The 16,326-nt window shown below is 70.8% G+C and carries 16 protein-coding genes; 8 read left to right on the top strand and 8 right to left on the bottom strand.

The genetic code is table 11. From position 1 onward, the window contains the following. From ACWGPF_RS15015 to ACWGPF_RS14980, 8 genes are all read right to left on the bottom strand, one after another. The coding region (locus tag ACWGPF_RS15015) for an ArdC family protein (protein WP_452333559.1) at window positions 1-527 on the bottom strand (527 nt) is incomplete at its 3' end. Between the two features lie 521 nt (window positions 528-1,048). Continuing rightward, window positions 1,049-2,986 carry a hypothetical protein gene (locus ACWGPF_RS15010; protein ID WP_452333558.1) on the bottom strand — a complete coding sequence of 646 codons (1,938 nt, stop codon included), beginning with the start codon at window positions 2,984-2,986 and terminating at the stop codon, window positions 1,049-1,051. Window positions 2,987-3,209: 223 nt separating this feature from the next. After that, window positions 3,210-3,401 (bottom strand): hypothetical protein, encoded by a 192-nt coding sequence (locus ACWGPF_RS15005; protein WP_452333557.1) that lies wholly within the window; start codon window positions 3,399-3,401, stop codon window positions 3,210-3,212. A gap of 92 nt (window positions 3,402-3,493) precedes the next feature. Continuing rightward, window positions 3,494-3,952 (bottom strand): hypothetical protein, encoded by a 459-nt coding sequence (locus ACWGPF_RS15000; protein ID WP_452333556.1) that lies wholly within the window; start codon window positions 3,950-3,952, stop codon window positions 3,494-3,496. Further along, window positions 3,949-5,346 carry a MinD/ParA family ATP-binding protein gene (locus ACWGPF_RS14995; protein ID WP_452333555.1) on the bottom strand — a complete coding sequence of 466 codons (1,398 nt, stop codon included), beginning with the start codon at window positions 5,344-5,346 and terminating at the stop codon, window positions 3,949-3,951. The genes ACWGPF_RS15000 and ACWGPF_RS14995 overlap by 4 nt, the downstream gene beginning before the upstream one ends. Before the next feature lie 12 nt (window positions 5,347-5,358). Then, complete coding sequence (locus tag ACWGPF_RS14990; protein ID WP_452333554.1) at window positions 5,359-6,414, bottom strand: M23 family metallopeptidase; 1,056 nt, start codon at window positions 6,412-6,414, stop codon at window positions 5,359-5,361. Between the two features lie 2 nt (window positions 6,415-6,416). Continuing rightward, window positions 6,417-6,965, bottom strand: coding sequence for a hypothetical protein (locus ACWGPF_RS14985; RefSeq protein ID WP_452333553.1), 549 nt, complete (start codon window positions 6,963-6,965; stop codon window positions 6,417-6,419). A gap of 2 nt (window positions 6,966-6,967) precedes the next feature. Then, complete coding sequence (locus tag ACWGPF_RS14980; RefSeq protein WP_452333552.1) at window positions 6,968-7,249, bottom strand: helix-turn-helix domain-containing protein; 282 nt, start codon at window positions 7,247-7,249, stop codon at window positions 6,968-6,970. A gap of 147 nt (window positions 7,250-7,396) precedes the next feature. On the opposite strand from ACWGPF_RS14980, the gene ACWGPF_RS14975 reads away from it, so the two are divergent. The 8 genes from ACWGPF_RS14975 to ACWGPF_RS14940 all read left to right on the top strand — a co-directional run bounded on the left by ACWGPF_RS14975 (window position 7,397) and on the right by ACWGPF_RS14940 (window position 16,288). Continuing rightward, window positions 7,397-8,029, top strand: coding sequence for a DUF6668 family protein (locus tag ACWGPF_RS14975; protein ID WP_452333551.1), 633 nt, complete (start codon window positions 7,397-7,399; stop codon window positions 8,027-8,029). Beyond that, the gene (locus ACWGPF_RS14970; protein ID WP_452333550.1) at window positions 8,026-8,331 is read left to right on the top strand and encodes a hypothetical protein; all 306 of its coding nucleotides are present in this window, start codon (window positions 8,026-8,028) and stop codon (window positions 8,329-8,331) included. The genes ACWGPF_RS14975 and ACWGPF_RS14970 overlap by 4 nt, the downstream gene beginning before the upstream one ends. 78 nt (window positions 8,332-8,409) lie before the next feature. Beyond that, entirely contained in the window at window positions 8,410-9,087 is a 678-nt protein-coding gene (locus ACWGPF_RS14965) for a hypothetical protein (protein WP_452333549.1), read from the top strand. Window positions 9,088-9,093: 6 nt separating this feature from the next. After that, window positions 9,094-10,719 carry a hypothetical protein gene (locus ACWGPF_RS14960; protein WP_452333548.1) on the top strand — a complete coding sequence of 542 codons (1,626 nt, stop codon included), beginning with the start codon at window positions 9,094-9,096 and terminating at the stop codon, window positions 10,717-10,719. Then, window positions 10,706-12,217 (top strand): SCO6880 family protein, encoded by a 1,512-nt coding sequence (locus tag ACWGPF_RS14955; protein ID WP_452333561.1) that lies wholly within the window; start codon window positions 10,706-10,708, stop codon window positions 12,215-12,217. Before ACWGPF_RS14960 ends, ACWGPF_RS14955 begins: the two co-directional genes overlap by 14 nt. Window positions 12,218-12,294: 77 nt before the next feature. Continuing rightward, window positions 12,295-13,773 carry an ATP/GTP-binding protein gene (locus tag ACWGPF_RS14950; RefSeq protein WP_452333560.1) on the top strand — a complete coding sequence of 493 codons (1,479 nt, stop codon included), beginning with the start codon at window positions 12,295-12,297 and terminating at the stop codon, window positions 13,771-13,773. Continuing rightward, complete coding sequence (locus ACWGPF_RS14945) at window positions 13,770-15,566, top strand: type IV secretory system conjugative DNA transfer family protein (protein ID WP_452333547.1); 1,797 nt, start codon at window positions 13,770-13,772, stop codon at window positions 15,564-15,566. The genes ACWGPF_RS14950 and ACWGPF_RS14945 overlap by 4 nt, the downstream gene beginning before the upstream one ends. A 5-nt stretch (window positions 15,567-15,571) precedes the next feature. Beyond that, the gene (locus tag ACWGPF_RS14940) at window positions 15,572-16,288 is read left to right on the top strand and encodes a DUF4913 domain-containing protein (protein WP_452333546.1); all 717 of its coding nucleotides are present in this window, start codon (window positions 15,572-15,574) and stop codon (window positions 16,286-16,288) included. Window positions 16,289-16,326: the final 38 nt, after the last annotated feature.

The following is a 16,326-nucleotide window of genomic DNA, read 5'->3' as shown; positions in this document are numbered from 1 at the left end:
GTTCCGGGGATCGGCTCGCGGGTGACGGTCCAGCCCTTGCCGGTGAGGTAGTCGGCCACGGCCTCGAAGATGCCTGCGGGGTCGTCGCCGGTCAGCTTGTGCACGATCTCGCTCGGGTCGTCGGCCTCGGGGTCGATGGGGTCGGTCTGGCTCATGTCGAACACGGACACGGGAAAGAACCGCGTACGGCGCTGTTCCTTCTCTTCGCCGGTCTTGTCGTCCTCGACCGTCTCGGTGACCTCGCGGCCGCCGAAGATGCGGATGCCACGCTCTCCCTTGCGGACCTGGCGTCCGAGCTTCTGCCACGTGCGGTAGCCGGCGACGTGGGTCGCCTCGGGGCACTGGGCGAAGATCAGCAGGAGGTTCCCCAGGCTGTAGCGGTGGAACGACTGTGCGAACCGCAGGAACCGCGTCCACTGCTCGGAGTCCCGCAGCGCCTCGACCTGCGCCGCGATCGTCTCGTGCAGGGCCTCGGCCTCGGCGCGACGCTCCTCGGGGCTCTTGGCATTCTTGACCTTGCGGACCATCTCACTACCTCCGACGGTATTAGTACTGTTAGGGCCGGTTCCCTACCCCCTCCACGTTTTTTTGCCGTGAAGGCACGATCAGTGCCGCTAGGGAGGACTGCCGGAGTGCAACCCTGCAGGGAGAGACGGGCCGAAAAATCGCGGGGGAGCGCAGCGGAGGAGCGAATTTTCGTGCGCGGCCGACCGAAAGGGTTGCGCGGAGGCTGGCCGACCGTATGCTGCCGAAGGCTTCACGGCGAAAAGACGGTGCGCAGCACCTACAGCCGGCCGCTTGCGGCCGTCGATCGCGGCCCGGAGGGACGCACGCGGAGCGCGAGGGCGCAGCTCTCGCGGGGGGAGGCCATCGGCCGACCGGGATCGCGCCTCGGCCGTCCCCACTGTGTGCAGGCCAGCCCGGCGATAGCTGGGCTGTGCACATTGGGGGCGGGGAGTCGTCGTGTCGTCGTCCATCAGGTGGGCGGGTGCTCCGTCAGCCGTCCACGTGTGGACGCACGGCACCCTCGTGCAACGCGCGTGGTGTGTCAGGCGATTCGGCGCGCGCCGAGCACGGCGACGATGGTCGCCTCCGCGGCCCATACGTCGCCGTCGGCGGCGTCGGATCGCGGCCGACGCTGGGCGATTCCGCCGCGTTCGTCCTCGACGATGCGTCGCGCCTCGCGCCAGTCCAGCCGCCCGTCCGCTCGACGCGGGTGCGGGCCGTAGGCGTGTGTGCCGTCGTCGGGAAGGAGCGCGAGCTGTCCGCGGCCCGGCCGGCGCTTCGAGCTGGTGCGCTGCGGCGCGTGCATCCACGTGTTCTCGGCCTGCCACCACGCCCACAGCTCGCGCTCGACGGCGTAGCGGCGGGCGCGATCGGCCAGGCGTCCGTCGACGCCGCGTCGAACGGCCGCGGCTCGACGCCGATCGGTCGCCGTCCTGCGCCAGCCGTCCCGGGTGTGCACGAGTACGCCGGCCGACGTGAGCCGGTCGAGTGTGCGGGTGGCTTGGGCGACGGATGCTCCGAGCGATCGAGCGAGGTCGACGGCGTTCTGAGGCGTGGGGGTGCAGTGGGCGTAGGCGTAGCCGGCGAGGTGCCCGAGCCCGGGTCCCAGCGTGAACAGATCGTGCGCGGCATCTGTCAAGCGTGTGGTGAGGCTTGCGAGGAGGGAGGTTCGTTCTGCGGCCCCGGCCCCTGCGGGGCGCGGGTCCGCTTGTGCCCGACTCTCGACGAGGGAGCTGGGGATAACTTCGGTGGGGTCGATCGTCCAGTGCGCAGCGCGGGGTCCTTCTGCGGGGCGCTGCTGCGCGATCCATCCGTCATCCGCGAGCCGTAGGAGGGCCGTACGCGCCGTTTCGCGACCGACCCCGACCAGGAGGGCCAGGCGGCGGGTATCGGCCTCCACAGAGGCGCTGAGGGCCTGTAGAGCGAGGGTGCAGAGCGCGTCGAGGATGCGACGGTCGGCGGGACCGCCGCCGCGAGTCCAGCGGCCGGCGGCCGCGTCGGCGCGCTGCTGGAGCGCGCGCACGTGGGTGGCGATCACGTCGGCGCGGGCGTCGAAAGTGGGATCGTCCCCGATCTGGCGCGCGGTGCCGGCAACGTGCTTGACCGCTTTGTCCCACTGCCGGCGGAGGGTCCGGGCTGCGTCAACGCGGCTGCGGGGCCGGCGCTGTCCGCGGTCGCGGTAGGTGCGCACGTGTTCGAGGCCGGGGGCGCTGTCGACGAGCGCGGCGACGTCGGCGTGACGCCAGCGGGCAGAGGCTGCTCCGATGAGCACGCGCCAGAGGACGGCAGAGGCGTCTCCGGAGGCGGCGTCCTCGCGCAGCGCGGCCGCGCTGTTGGCGGGCAGCTCGCGGCGCGGGCCGGGCAGGAACAGGCGGCTGTGCTCGTCGAGTGGGAGGGGCTTTCGCGGGTCGTGTGCGTGGGCGGGCTCGGCGTCGTCGACGAGCCGGGCCAGGCGCTCGGCCAGGGCGTGCACCTGCGCTGCGGTGCCCTTCGGCTGCGTGAGTGCGCGCAGCTCACCGCTCAGGATCGTGGACCGGCCGCCGGCGCGGTGTGGTGCGCCGGGCGGCCGCACGCAGCCGGTGGCGGGGTTGCTGAGGGGGGAGAGGTCGAGCGTGGGGCAGAGGTGGCGCGCCAGGCGCGCCACAGTGGCCACGGTGCCGGCGTCGACAGGCTCGGCCAAGCTGGCCCAGACGTGGCGGCCGCCGGCAGGGCCGGACTGGCAGACGACGGGCTCTAGCCCGGCGTCGACGAGCAGGCCGGCGATCACGTCCGCGTCGCGGGCGGCGGCCTCGGTCGCGCCGGGGCTCTTGGCGTCGAGGTCGAAGGCGAGGAGCCGGAATCGGCCGTCGACGCCTGCGAGGTAGACCGCCCACGGGCGGTCTGGCTCGGTGCTGGTTACGCGGCGGTGGCCGGTGTACTCGTTGACGACGACGCCGTAGGCGTCGACGGCTGCGACGCGCACGTTCGGCCGGGGGCTCACCGCGGCGGTGAGCGCCCACGACGCGCCAGCATCGCTGTGGCCGTCTTGCAGATCAGCGCGTATGATGGCAGCAACCTTTCGGTGAGATAGGTACAACGAGGCCCCGGCCGCCCAGCCGGTTCCTCCTCACATCGCCTCGATCTGAACCCAGTCGCCAAACTCAGATCAGATCAGGCACTCAGCTTCGAACCCCCGCCCCGCCAAGGGCGGGGGTTCTCTGATTTCACGGGCCGTCGATAGGCAGCTCCCCGTCCTTCGGTGGTTGCGGGGGCAGCCACACGGGCCGTCCACGCTCGTCCAGCGGCATGTACTCCACGAGCTGGTCGAGGAGCGCGCCGGCCGAGATGCCGTTGTGGGCGGCGATCGCGTTGAAGCGGTCGCGCGTGGTCTCCTCGATCTTCCAGCCCGCAGTCACGGGGCTGACCCGTGTGCCGCGTGGAAGTCGTGGAGACATGGCACTGACGATAGTGCTAGCGCTAGCTATTTGCGAGCGTGACACGCCGAGCGTCACTGCTGCGGGGCGTCGCGTACGACCGCCTCGGCGCGGAACGGGTCGGCCTCGACCCGGTGGGGCTCGTCGACGCCGCACTGCTCGCAGCGCTGCGCGGTGACGGGTTGCAGGCGCAGGCATCGTCGGCATCGGCCTTCGTGGGCGGCGAGGCCGTGGGCTGAGGCAATGCGCCCGGCCTCGTCGACGAGCTGGACGATGCCCTCTGGCCGGACGGCGAGCGTCCAGGTCTGCGCCAGATCGGTGACGACGAGGCGCACGGGCCGGTGCAGGCGAGCGGCGATTGCTGCGCACCGGGCGATCATTCCGGTGCGCAGCTCATCGACGCCCGCCGCCGCGCACGGCCGCTCAGTGCCGTTCACGGTAAGGCTCCCGGTGCCGTCGGTGCGAACGGTGGCTGCGATCCGCGGCCAGTCCGCCACCCGCTCCGGCTGACGGACGGCCTGCGTCTCGCTCACAGCCCCCGTGCGACCGCTGCGCCGGCCGCGAGCCACGCGCGACGGGTGGTAGGCCGCAGCGCGTCGTAGGACACGAGCCCGTCGACGATGGCGGGATCGTGCGGGATGGTGACGGCCTCGCGGACAAAGGCCGCGTAGCCGTCGGCCACGCGCCGCACGTCGGCGGCCGTCGCCTTGGGGTCCGCCTGGTTGACGATCGCGACCGCGTTCGCCGCGAGGCGCGCGGAGCGCTCGTCGCGGTCGGCCAGGCTTTCCAGCAGGAGCGCGCCCGCTTCCGCGTGATCCGCGCGGGTGGTGGTGGCGAGCACGAGCTGGTCGGTGTGGTCGATCATGCGCAACCACAGCGGGTCGGTCTCATCGTTGCCGCTGTCGATGATGATGAGCCGGTAGTACTTGGCGGCGACGGCGTGCACGTTGTCGACGTCCTCGGCGGTGATGCGCTGCTCACTGGCCAGGACGGCGGGCTTGGAGCGCAGCACGTCGAAGCGGTCGGCAGTCTGGTGGTGCACGAAGCGCGTGAGGTCTGCGGACTGGGCGTCCGTGCTCAGGAGCCGGCCGGCCTCGGGCAGCAGCTCGAGAAGCGTGGCGTCGTGCGGCCCCTGTTCGGTGCGCCATCCGAGCGTGCCGCGCGTCTGATTGTTGTCCCATGCGAGGACGCCGGCCCCGCCGTGGCGAGCGAACGTGGCGGAGAGGAGGATCGTCGTCGGTGTCTTTGATGCGCCGCCCTTCGCGTTCACGATGGCGATGGTGCGGGGGCCGGGCCAGTGCTGCGAGACGGCGCGCACGTCGGCTCGCTCGGCGCGCTCGGCCGCGCTGGGCGACATGCGGATGCCTGCACGGGTGACGGCACCGCGCCACCCCTGGGTGGCCGGCTTCTCCACCTGCTCTTGCAGGAGGAACGACTGCCGGCGTTCGCGGCGCGAGCTGAACGCTGCGGGGCTCTCGCCGGCTGCGGGGGTCTCGGCCTCCTCGGCCGCCTGCTCCTCGGCTGAGCGCACCCACCCCTCGGCGCGGTGCACCGGGGGAGCGGACGACGCAGCCTCCGGGGCCGGCTCCTCGACCGGCGGCTGCGGAGCGAGTGCCGTCGACGTGGGGGCGTCGGCTTCTCGGCTGCGGGTGCGCGCCGGGGGTTCCTCGTCGACGGCCGTCGTGCCGTCGGGGTGGATGATGAGCGGCCACTCTCCGTCGGGGTCGCTCATCAGGGCGCGCAACGGGCGTCCGAGCTGGCCTGCTTTGGCGGCGACGAGCGCGACGATCTGCGTTCGCGCCTCGGGCAGCGCCTCGGCCTCGATCGGGTGGACCGTGCCGCCGATGCTGACCTCCGCGGTGCCGTCGGCGTTCACGGTCGCCTCGACGCGCGGCCATGTGGCGGCCTGTGTGCTGGTGCTGCTCATGACGTTCTCCTTCTATCCAAGCGTGATGCCGACCTCAGCCATGAACTCGGCGGGGTCGACGTTCTCTCCGTTGACCAGGACCTCGAAATGGAGGTGGCAGCCGGTCGACTGACCGCTGGAACCTTCCTCCGCAATCTCTTGGCCGCCCTTCACCGCGTCACCGACGTTGACGAACATGCCGCTGTCGTACATGTGGAGGTAGCGGGTGGTGACGCCGCCGCCGTGGTCGATGGTCAGGTAGCCGTTGCCGCCGCTGTCGAACCCGCGGTCGATCACCACGCCGTCGTTCACCGACCAGATCGGTTCGCCACAGCCCGGGGCCAGGTCGACGCCGTAGTGGAACTTCCGCTCGTGGGTGATTGGGTGGATGCGCCACCCGTACGGGCTGGTGAGCGGCCCAGCGTGCGGGGAGGCCCAGCCCAACGGGTTGACCTCGCCGGGCACGGTGTTACCGCCCGAGCATGTGTTTCCGCCGTTGCCGGGGTTGAGCCCGGTGTCGACGCCGGACAGGCCTTCGACGACGGCAACGGCGGCATCCCAGTACCGTTCGTAGTGGTAGGGGTCGGCGTTGCGCTGCACCCTGTGGGCGACGATCGTGGGCGCGAGGTTGTCGCGATCCTCGATCGTCATCAAGACGTTGAAGTAGTTGGTGGAGGAGATGTAGGGGTCCATGCGGTCCTCGTAGGACCCCCACGCTCCGTTATCGCGCTGCTGGAACAGGCCGCGGGAGTCCGGGCCGACGGCATCGCCGTAGTCGATGACACGCAGGCTGGACTCACCCATCGCGGTCATGACGCCGATGGTCTGGTCCCGGACCCCGAGGCCGAGGTCTTTGCCGGCCTGCATGATGTAGGCGGCATTGACGAGCTGCTCGTGGCCGTAGCCGGAGATCTCCGTGTCGGGCACGGTCTCCGGGTCGATGGTGACGCTGCTGCCGGAGCCGGGCGCTGGGTTGCACACGGCCGCGTCGTTGGTGCCGCCGAACAGGACGATGCTGAACACCATGCCGACGACGGCAAGGGGCACGGCAGCGAGGCCGAGCACCGTTCCTGTTCTGCGCTCCGACATGACTAGTTCTCCTCCTCCGGCGGGGTGAATCGGCTTACGAGCCACGGTGAGCCGGCATCTGCGCGCGAGACGATGATCGTGTAGGTGCCGGCATCTGTCGGCACCTCGACGCGGGCGAGGTACGCGCTGGTGTCGTCGACGATGACGCCCGGCCCGGTGACGGAGCTGGCGGGCACCGCGGCCGGATCGACGTACGCGTAGTCCTGCGCCGCCTGGACGGTGAGGAGGGGTTCGAGCTCCGCCCACCAGGTGTCGTAGTCAAGCGACGGTCGCGCGAAGGCTGTCATGGCCTTCACCGCGGCGTCGGTTGCCGCCTGCCGGGACTCCTCGTCCCACTCCGGTGCTTCGTGATAGCCCGGCGTCACTCCGTCGTCGGGCGGCACGTCCGACGGGTTCGGTGCCGGCGTCATGGACTTGATGCTGTCCGGGAGGTACGGGCCGGCGGTGCTGAAGGGCGTGGGGGTTGGTTCGGGCTCGCTCTGGCCGGTGCAGCCGGCCAGAGCGATCGCCGCGATGACGGCGATGCCTGCTCCGATTGCGTGCTTGCGCATCCTCAGCCCTCCTCATGCTCCTCGTCGTGTGCCGGCGTCGGCCCGCCGGCTCGGGGGACGTTCGCGCCCTGGCGCAGCGTCTCTTTCAGCTCGGCGGTGATGATGAACCACGTCGAGCCGACCTTGTAGCCGGGGATCGTGCCGTCGCGGAGCCAGTGATAGACGCCCTGCTTCGTGATTCCCAGGATTTCGGCGACTTCCGGCGCGGTCAGTGTGGGCCGCCGGCCCTCGAACAGGGTGTCGAGGCCGTCGGTCACAGGAAGCACCCGCGCCGCGATCCGCATGCGACCATGTTATACGCTGCGATACTCTGTCGCCAGCTCTCATACGGAAACACTCTGTCTCCTCCTCTCTTGTCTTAGTCGCCCCCCACGACTAGAATCGTGGTGTAGATAACTACGCACACCATTATTGAGGGGGGTGGTGACGTCGTGAGCGATGGCAGCAACCCGTGGCTCTCGCGCCCGGCCGAGCCGGAGACGATCGAGCCCGCAGTGACCGAGAGTCCGGTGAAGTCGCCAACAGGGCCAGCGACCCCGCAGCGTGGCGTTCCTGCGCCCGATCGGGTCGACCAGCTTCCGACGTTCGACCGCCCGCAGCGGGCCGAGCTGTGGTGCCTCGGTGCGCACGGCGGGTCGGGCGAGTCGAGCCTGTCGGCACTTGTGCCGGAGTGGTCGGCCGCCAGCCATGGGTGGCCGCGAACGCCGGGCGCGGACCCGGCGCGCGTCGTTCTCGTGGCCCGGTCCAATATGCGCGGGCTGCGGGCCGCTCAGGCGGCGGCGACGCAATGGGCCGCGGGCCTGGTCCCGCACGTCGAGGTGCTGGGGTTGGTGCTGGTTGCGGATGCGCCCGGCCGCCTGCCTCGTCCGCTGCGCGACTTCGCGCAGGTCGTCAGCGGCGGCGTCCCGCGCACGTGGAGTCTGCCCTGGATTGAAGCCTGGCGTCTCGGTGAGCCCGTGGCTCTCCCCGACGCTCCGCGTGAGGTTCGTCGACTCGTCGACGAGCTGAGCGCACTTGTCCGACCCGGTGCCGCCGGCACCAACTACCGAAAGGAAAACCGATGAGCACGCTGCTTAGCGTCGTCACGGTGGCGACCGACGTGATCGCCGCTACCCCCATGCAGCTCCCCGACCCCGGCCCCGTGCAGCCGCCGGGCACGAGCGGCTTCGTCTCGATCATGGGCTGGGGCAAGTGGGTCGCCCTCGCGGTCTGCATCCTGGGCATCTTCGCCGGAGGCGCGATGATGGCGATCCAGTCGCGTCGAGGCGAGGGAGGCGAGCACGTCGGCAAGATCGGCATGGCTCTCGCCGGCGTCATCGTCATCTCCGCCGCGGCTGCCCTCGTCGGCTTCCTGTCCGGGGCCTGAGCGGAGGGCAACGTGGCTACTGAGGACAACGAGGAGCGCAGCCCGTTCACTCGGCCCGGCTTCATCGCCGCGGCGATCGTGATCGGCCTCATCGCAGTGCTCGGGATCGTCATAGGGATCGTGAACGCGACCCGCAGCGATCCCGAGCCCAGTTCCTCGCCTACGTCCGACACAAGCGCCGCCCCGTCCGCCGAGCCCTCGGCGGACGCGGGCGGCGCGAGTGTGTGCGGGCTTGCTGGCGAGGAGCTGTCCGGCTCGCTCTCGACAGCGCCTGACGCGGTGTGGGAATTCCAGGACGTCACGGCCTATCCGACCTCCGAGGAGTTCGGGCCGGCGGAGACGTCGCCGGAGGGCGTGCGCTACTGCTTCCAGCATTCGGTCGAGGGCGCGGTGTTCGCGGCCGCGAACGCAAGCGTGCAGGGCTCGTCGCCCGACACGGCCGGGGCGTGGATGGAGTACTTCCTGTCCGCAGATGCTCCCAACCGGGACGAGCTGGTCGACGACGTGACCTCGGGCACTCCGCCCGAGGCCCGCATGAACATCGCCGGGTTCAAGGTGCTGGCGTACGACGGCGAGACTGCTCGCGTCGACGTCGCGGTGCGGGCAGTGGGTTCCGGAAACACCGCCTACGCCAGCGCCGTCTACGACCTCGTGTGGGAGGCCGGCGATTGGAAGTTGCTCCCGCAGGACGCGAGCAACCCGCTGCGCATCGCGCAGATTCCCGACACGTCGGGATACGTCACCTGGGAGGAGTGAGCACGGATGGCAGATGAGTGCGGTTGGTTCGACGTCGGCTGCAACCTGGGCAACTGGGCTGAGTCGGCGGTCGGGGATGCCATCGAGAACATGGCGAACGCGGTCATGGAGGCGTACGGCAAGACCATGGCCTCCCTCGGCACGATGTGGGTCTACATCGGTACGCCGAATCTGACCGGGACGGGCGGCACGTCCGCGATCGAGGCCGGAACGTCGGCCGAGAACTCGGGGAACATCACGACGGTCCTCGGCTACGTGACCTGGATTGGTCTCGCGGTGGCGATCGTGTCGCTGTTCATTCTCGGCGCACTCATCGCGACCCGAATGCGTGCCGGCGAAGGCATAGCCTCGCTAGGCCGCGTCGGGCTGGTCCTCGGGGCCGTGGTGTTGATATCCGGCGCGGGCTCGCTCGTAGCCGGATTCATGCCGTCCGGGCCGAACAACGCCGACGGAGCGGTGGAGTTCATTCAGTCCGGGCTCTGGTGGTACATGGGAGCGGCCGCGGTCGTGTCCGTCATCATCGGCGGCGCTCGGATGGCATGGGAACAGCGTGCGGAGCCTGGGCGGGAGACCGTCAAGAGTCTGTTCACGCTCGTCGTCGTCGCCGGTGCCGGAACGACGATCGTCGGCCTCCTCGTGGCTGCCGCCGACTCGTTCGCGATCTGGATCATCGACAGTTCGCTGGAATGCGATGTGGCCGGTGACGGAGCGTGCTTCGGGGAGAACATGCTCGGCCTCATTGCGCTCACAACCAACCCGGCCACGGGGAGTCTCGGCGCGCTGTTGGTGATCATCCTCGGCCTCATCGCGATCCTGTCGGCGGCTTTCCAGATCGTGCTCATGGTCGCCCGCGGCGGCATGCTCGTGATCCTCACGGGCGCATTGCCGCTGTCGGCCTCGTTCACGAACACGGAGATGGGCAAGAGTTGGTTCCGCAAGTGCATCGCCTGGCTGACGGCTTTCATCCTCTACAAGCCGGCCGCCGCGATCATCTATGCCGCTGCCTTCCAGCTCGTCGGCACAGACGTGTTCCAGGACGACGGGTCGGGACTGCTGGCCGTCCTCACGGGGCTGATGCTGATGTTGATCGCGCTGTTCGCCATGCCGGCCCTGATGCGGTTCGTCACGCCGATGGTCGGAGCGATGGCCGGCGGGGCCGGCGGCGCTCTCGCCGTTGGCGCGATCGCTGCTCTGCCCAGCGGCGCGGCCGCGGTCGGCCGTCTCGCGACGGGCAGCGGGGGCGGGTCATCTGGTCCTTCCGGGCAGGCCGGCTCGGGCACGCAGGGTCCGCAGGGTCCCTCGGGGAACCAAGGCGGGGGCAGCCCAGCCCCGGCGGCCGCGCCCGCGCCCGCCCCAGCGGGAGGAGGGGGCGGGACTCCGGCTCCCGCCGCCGCGCCCGCGGCGTCGACGGGTGCGGCAGCCGCCCCCGCGGCCGGGGGCGGTGCCGCAGCGGGCGGCGCGGCGGCCGGCGGCGGCGCTGCGGCCGCCGGTGCCGCAGCGGGTCCGATCGGCCTCGCTGCGGGCGCAGCACTCGAAGTAGGCAAGAAAGCCGGCCAGGCGGCCGCGGGCGCGGCCCGCAGCCTGGGTGAGCAATCGACTGGTGAAGGGGGCGGTCCTGATGGCAGCCGTTGATATGAACACGAGAGGTCCGCGGACCTACGGCAACTGGCGGCGGCCGACGTCGCCGGGCATTCTCGGCCTCGGATCGGTGGGCACGGTGATGCTCCTGGGCGGGCTCATCATCGTGGTCTTCACCGTGATGATGGTCGGCCTCTTGCAGGGCGTGATCGTCTTCCTGGTTCTTGCCGGTGTGATGCTCGCGGTCCTCACGAAGGACTCACACGGCAAGAACGTCATCAGCCGTGGTGCAACGCGCGTCGCCTGGTGGTCCGCCCGCTCGCGCGGGACGAACATCTACCGCTCCGGGCCTCTGGGGCGCGCTCTTTGGGGCACGTACCAGCTCCCCGGCCTCGCCGCGCCCACGCGGCTCAGCGAGCACACAGACAGCTACGGCCGTCCGTTCGCGATGCTGTACACACCTGCGACGGGTTCGTACAGCATCGTCATCGGCACCGAGCCCGACGGCGCTGCGCTCGTGGATCAGGAGCAGATCGATGTGTGGGTGGCCGACTGGGGCCACTGGCTTGCGAACCTGGGCGACGAGCCCAGCGTCGAGGCGGCGTCGGTCACGATCGAGACTGCCCCGGACTCGGGCACTCGCCTGCGCCGTGAGGTGCAGGCGAACGTCGACGAGGACGCCCCGGCGTTCGCGCGCGAGATGCTGCGCGAGGTCGTCGACCACTACCCGGCCGGTTCCTCGACAGTGAAGGCGTTCGTCGCCGTCACGTTTACTGCGGCCAACCGGTCCGGCGGCAAGAAGCGCACGCCCGAGGAGATGGGCCGCGAGCTCGCGGCGCGCCTGCCGGGCTTGACCGCTGGCTTGCAGGCCACCGGAGCCGGAGCCGCGCACCCGCTCTCCGCGCAGGAGCTGTGCGAGACCATCCGCATCGCGTACGACCCGGCGGCCGCGATCCTGATCGACGAGGCACGCGCCGCCGGGGAGACACCGGAGCTGACTTGGCCGGACGTCGGCCCGTCCGCTGCGCAGACGTCGTGGGGCGGCTACCGCCACGATTCCGCGTACTCGGTGACCTGGGCGATGACCTCCGCGCCGCGCGGGAACGTCCAGTCCGGCGTCCTCGCGCGTCTGCTGGCCCCGCACCGCGATATCGCCCGCAAGCGCGTGACGATCCTCTACCGCCCCATCGACGCAGCCCGCGCCGCGGCGATGGTCGAGGCGGACCTGCGCGCCGCGGAGTTCCGGATGACGGCCACGAGCAAGCCGGCGGCGCGCGACAGCCTCGCCGTGCGCGCGGCGCAGGCGACGGCGAGCGAGGAGGCGTCCGGGGCCGGCCTCGTTCAGTTCGGCATCCTCGTCACCGCCACGGTCTCGGACCTGTCGAAAGAGGCGGACGCGCGGGCGGCCGTCGACAATCTCGGTGCGACGGCGCGGCTCCGGTTGCGGCCCGTGTACGGGTCGCAGGATTCCGCGTTCGCCGCCGCGCTGCCGCTGGGCCTGGTGCTGCCCAAGCACATCAAGGTCCCCGCTGAGCTGAGGGAGAAGCTGTGAGCGCGAAGCGAGCCCGCGAGAAGCGCGCCGCCGAGAAGGTCGAGAAGCCCCGCGAGCTGCGGCCGCTCCGGCCCACGATGCGGGGTTGGCTCGGCCGTGGCCGCGGCTACTCCAACTACGTGCAGCAAGCTGCCGAGTGGCGCGGCACGACGGTGCAGGTGTGCGGCATGTGGCCGTTCGCGATCGGGACGGGGACGCCGATGGTCGGCGTCCCCCTCGGCCGTCACATCCACACGGGTGCGACGCTGTGCTGCGATCCCATCTCGTGGTTCCAGCGCGCCAAGCTCATCAGCAACCCGAGCGCGTTCGTGCTCGGCAAGCCGGGTCTGGGCAAGTCGACCATCGTCCGGCGGATGGCGACGGGCCTCGCCGGCTACGGCGTCATGCCGTTGGTACTGGGGGACTTGAAGCCGGATTACGTCGACCTCATCGAGGCGTTGGGCGGGCAGGTCATCACCCTCGGCCGGGGCCGCGGGTATTTGAACATTCTCGACCCGGGCGAGGCAACGGAGGCCGCCGCGCGGCTGCGCGAGGCCGGATTCGAGAAAGAGGCGGCGCAGGTGCTCGCCGACGCTCACGGCCGCCGACACACGATGGTCTCCGCACTCCTCACGATCCTCCGGTCGGCTCCGCCGACGGATCGTGAGGAGACGATCATCGACCGGGCGTTGAAGTGGCTCGACGAGCACCACGACGGCGTGCCTGTCCTCGGGGACCTCCTGCGCGTCGTCCAGGAGGGGCCGGCGGAGGTGCGCGCGGTCGCGCTCGATCGCGGCGACGACACCCGGTACAAGGCCATCACGGAGGACCTCGAAGCCTCGCTCATCGGCCTGGTGGGCGGCGGCCGCCTGGGCGAGACCTTCGCGCGGCAGACAACCAACCCGATGCGCCGCGACGCGCCCGTGGTGTACGACGTGTCCGCGATCGACGACTCCGAGATGGACTTGCAGGCCGCGACGCTGCTCGCGTGCTGGTCCGCGGGGTTCGGCACGGTGAACGTCGCGAACGCTCTCGCAGACGCCGGTCTCGAGCCACGTCGCCACTACTTCGTCATCCTCGACGAGCTGTGGCGCGCGCTGCGCGCCGGTCGCGGCATGGTCGATCGCGTCGACGCCCTCACGCGCCTGAACCGCCAGCGTGGCGTCGGCATGGCGATGATTTCCCACACCATGAGCGACCTACTCGCCCTGCCGACGGAGGAGGACCGGATGAAGGCCCGCGGCTTCGTCGAGCGGTCGGGCATGGTGATCTGCGGCGGACTGCCTTCGGCTGAGATGCCGCAGCTCACCGCCGCGGTGCCGTTCTCGCAGGCCGAACAGGACCTCCTCATCGGCTGGCAGGACCCGCCCGCATGGGACCCTGCCACGGGCCGCGAGTCCGAGCCTCCGGGACGAGGGAAGTTCCTCGTCAAGGTTGGCGGACGACCCGGAATCCCCGTCGCGGTGCAGCTGACCGCCACGGAGCTGTCGATCAATGACACGAACAAGCTGTGGCACGAGCGCTCGCGGGTCGGCCGCCGATCCCGGCGCAGCACGCGCGAGGAGGTGACCGCATGAGCACCCCGAACAACCGCCGCCGCGACCCGGGCGGCGTGTCCGGTGAGGTGGTCCTGCTCTGGCTCGGGATCGGGGCGGTGTTCATCCTGCTCAGCAGCGTGTACACGGCCATGCACCTCGGGCACCGCCTCGCCGGGACCGGCGTGGAGGTGCCCGCCGATCCGTTCACGCTCGTGTTCGCGCTGTTCGGCGGTGACGTGCCGTGGCCCGGCGCGGCCGGCTGGTGGGTTCTCGGCGGCTTCGCTGCCGTCCTCGTCGCCCTCGGCGTCCTGCTCGGTCTCTGGCTGAGCCGGATGCGCCGCAACCGCAGCCGCGTCGACCGCGCCGCGACCTACATGGGCCGCGGCCGCGACGTCGAGGGCCTGTCGCGCAAGGCCGTCGAGAAGACGGCGCAGCGCCTCGGGGTGACCTCCGTGCCCGGCCTCCCGATCGGCGTCACGGTCTCCACGGGTCAGCGCCTCCTCAGCTCGTGGGAGGACATGCGCATGACGATCGCCGGCCCTCGCACGGGTAAGACGACCTCGATGGTGGTCCCGGAGATTCTGGAAGCTCCGGGCGCGGTGCTGGCGACCTCGAACAAGCGCGACGTCGTTGACCAGACCCGCGACGTGCGCGCAGCCCACGGCCCCGTGTGGGTGTTCGACCCGCAGGGCATCACCCTCGAACCGCCGTCGTGGTGGTGGAATCCGCTCTCCTACGTCACCGACGAGGTGCGTGCGGCCAAGCTTGCGGAGCACTTCGCGTCGGGCTCGCGTGATCCCGGCGCGCGCACGGATGCGTACTTCGACCCCGCCGGACAGGACCTCCTCGCCGGGCTCCTGCTCGCCGCGGCGCTCGCGGGTCGGCCGATCACCGACGTGTACACGTGGCTGACTCGACCGACCGATGAGACAGCCGTCGACATTCTGCGCGAGCACGGCTTCACGCTCACGGCCGACCAGGTGGCCGGCGTCGTATCGGCTCCCGAGAAGCAGCGCGGCGGCGTGTTCGGCACGGCGCAGCAGATGGCGTCGTGCCTCACCAACCGCCAGGTGGCGGCCTGGGTCACCCCGCAGGGCGGGGCGGACACTCGGCCGCAGTTCAGCCCCGAGGCGTTCGTGCGCGCCGACGGCGGCACGCTCTACTCGCTGTCGAAGGAGGGCCGCGGCACCGCCGGCCCGCTCGTGACTGCGCTGACAGTGGCGGTCGTAGAGGCCGCGGAGGAGCTGGCGGCCCGCTCGGCGGGTGGCCGGCTCACCACTCCGCTTGTCGGCGTGCTCGACGAGGCGGCGAACGTCTGCCGCTGGCGTGAGCTGCCGAACCTCTACAGCCACTACGGCTCGCGCGGAATCGTTCTCGACACCGTTCTGCAGAGCTGGTCGCAGGGCGTCGAGGTGTGGGGCGAGTCCGGAATGAAGAAGCTGTGGAGCGCATCGAACGTGAAGGTGTACGGCGGCGGTGTCAGCGAGGCGAACTTCCTCGAAGATCTCTCGCGCATGATCGGTGACTACGACCGGCTGTCGTCGTCGACGTCGTACGGCCGTGGCCACCGCACCGTGTCGCAGCAGCTCCATCGTGAGCGCATCCTGGACGTCGCGGACCTGGCGGCGCTGCCGAAGGGTCGCGCCGTGGTGCTCGCGTCGGGCGCGCGACCGACCCTCATCCGCACCGTGCCGTGGATGACCGGCACGCACGCGGAGGCCGTGAAGGCGTCGATCGCCGCGCACGATCCGCAGGCAGAGCGGACAATCCGCGAGGCGGAGGAGGAGCTGGCCGCGGTTCAGGCCACCGTCGGAGCTGAGGAGGCATCGTGAGCGATATGGACGACTGGGGCGACGACGACGCCGGGTGGCCCGCCGCGGTCGATCCCGGCCTTCCGACCTCCGCAGACGCGCGGTCGCGCAGTAGCGCGTTCGGCGTCGACGTCGGATCGCTTGCCGCCGAGCTGGTCGAGCGCGCGGTAAAGACGTCGGTTCGCCAGCAAGTCGCGGAGGTCGCGCAAGCGGCGGTCGAGGAGGCCCTGACAGAGGACGTGCTCGCCGCGCTGCGCGAGCGAGCAGCGGAGGCCGCCGCGGCGGCCGTGACCGAACAGGTCGAGGCGGACGCGGCGGAGGACGCCGGCTCCGCCGAAGATGCCGGCTCCGTCGACGACGCCGGTCAGACTCCCGCGCTGTACTACGGCTCCGTCGACGAGTTTGTGCGCGAGTACCTGCGCAACGTGTACCGCCGCCGGATCGACGGCCGGCACCGTTGCTGGGCGGGGCGCTGGTGGCAGTACGACGAAGCGGTGATCCGGCTCGAAGCACTGTGGCGCTCGTGGGAGCACCTGCGTCAGGACCCAGCGACCGGGATGAGTGTGTGGTGGCGGGACCACGCCGACCACCACATGCCGGCGCTGATGGACCCTGACGGCCCGTTCTGCCTCGCCACGGAGGGCGAGGAGAACCTGTCCAAGAAGGGCGAACCGCTGCCCTACGTCGCGCCTCCGGACGGCATGTTCCCCGACGTCCGCGAGGAGCCATCCGAGACCGCGTGACGATCGCCGGCCATGAGAGAGGGACCGCACCCGTCGGG

The sequence above is a fragment of the Microbacterium sp. NPDC055683 genome, from assembly GCF_053617895.1.
Note: the sequence above shows the minus strand (reverse complement) of the source record. Positions and strands in the feature narration are given on the sequence as shown.

Coding starts and splice junctions, on each gene's coding strand:
- ACWGPF_RS14945 (WP_452333547.1), top strand. CDS start 13,770: ATGAGCACCCCGAACAACCGCCGCCGCGACCCGGGCGGCGTGTCCGGT.
- ACWGPF_RS14985 (WP_452333553.1), bottom strand. CDS start 6,965: ATGCGCAAGCACGCAATCGGAGCAGGCATCGCCGTCATCGCGGCGATC.
- ACWGPF_RS14955 (WP_452333561.1), top strand. CDS start 10,706: ATGGCAGCCGTTGATATGAACACGAGAGGTCCGCGGACCTACGGCAAC.
- ACWGPF_RS14950 (WP_452333560.1), top strand. CDS start 12,295: ATGCGGGGTTGGCTCGGCCGTGGCCGCGGCTACTCCAACTACGTGCAG.
- ACWGPF_RS14970 (WP_452333550.1), top strand. CDS start 8,026: ATGAGCACGCTGCTTAGCGTCGTCACGGTGGCGACCGACGTGATCGCC.
- ACWGPF_RS14990 (WP_452333554.1), bottom strand. CDS start 6,414: ATGTCGGAGCGCAGAACAGGAACGGTGCTCGGCCTCGCTGCCGTGCCC.
- ACWGPF_RS14940 (WP_452333546.1), top strand. CDS start 15,572: ATGGACGACTGGGGCGACGACGACGCCGGGTGGCCCGCCGCGGTCGAT.
- ACWGPF_RS14980 (WP_452333552.1), bottom strand. CDS start 7,249: ATGCGGATCGCGGCGCGGGTGCTTCCTGTGACCGACGGCCTCGACACC.
- ACWGPF_RS14960 (WP_452333548.1), top strand. CDS start 9,094: ATGGCAGATGAGTGCGGTTGGTTCGACGTCGGCTGCAACCTGGGCAAC.
- ACWGPF_RS14995 (WP_452333555.1), bottom strand. CDS start 5,346: ATGAGCAGCACCAGCACACAGGCCGCCACATGGCCGCGCGTCGAGGCG.